Consider the following 547-nt stretch of genomic DNA (forward strand, 5'->3'; position numbering starts at 1 on the left):
ATTTTGGCATTGGTGTAAATGCCCATATACATTTTTCAATAAGAATGGGGTCACGTATGGAATACCCAGAAACTGGTCCCGATCGTTGGATGGGGGGATACACAACAGAACCTCCAATATTTAAAGGGTACATAGACCCTGAACAATTCATATTACTAACCAAGTCTAAATTAACACGAAACTAATCCAATTCTCGTATAACAAATAATGATTGAGCGTTGCCTATCCAACGTTAAATCCCGACTGATAAACAAGTCCGAAGTCACTTTATGAAGTAAATTGCACTAGCAACCAAATAACTACAAAAACAAAAAAGCGAACCAAGTGGTTCGCTTTTTTTTATCTAAAATCTACAAAAATTAGTCTTCGTAGTTGTCGATGCTTGGGCAAGAACAGATTAGGTTACGGTCACCGTATACGTTGTCTACACGGTTAACAGTTGGCCAGTACTTCGAGTTCTTGGTTGCTTTCGATGGGAAGCAAGCCAGTTCGCGAGAGTAAGGGCGATCCCATTCTGCGCCTGAAAGGTCAACTTGTGTGTGCGGTG

General features: G+C 40.8%; 1 protein-coding gene and 1 pseudogene. One reads left to right on the forward strand and one right to left on the reverse strand.

Going from position 1 to position 547, the window contains the following annotated elements:
• Positions 1-185 (forward strand): annotated as a pseudogene (locus GCE9029_RS26875) (M23 family peptidase); the annotation flags it as partial.
• Positions 186-359: 174 nt separating this feature from the next.
• Here GCE9029_RS26875 and GCE9029_RS25405 read toward each other — a convergent pair.
• On the reverse strand, positions 360-547 hold a 188-nt coding region (locus GCE9029_RS25405; protein ID WP_157487861.1), incomplete at its 5' end, for a hypothetical protein.

Source organism: Grimontia celer, from assembly GCF_900055185.1.
In the GTDB taxonomy this organism is placed as follows: domain Bacteria; phylum Pseudomonadota; class Gammaproteobacteria; order Enterobacterales; family Vibrionaceae; genus Enterovibrio; species Enterovibrio celer.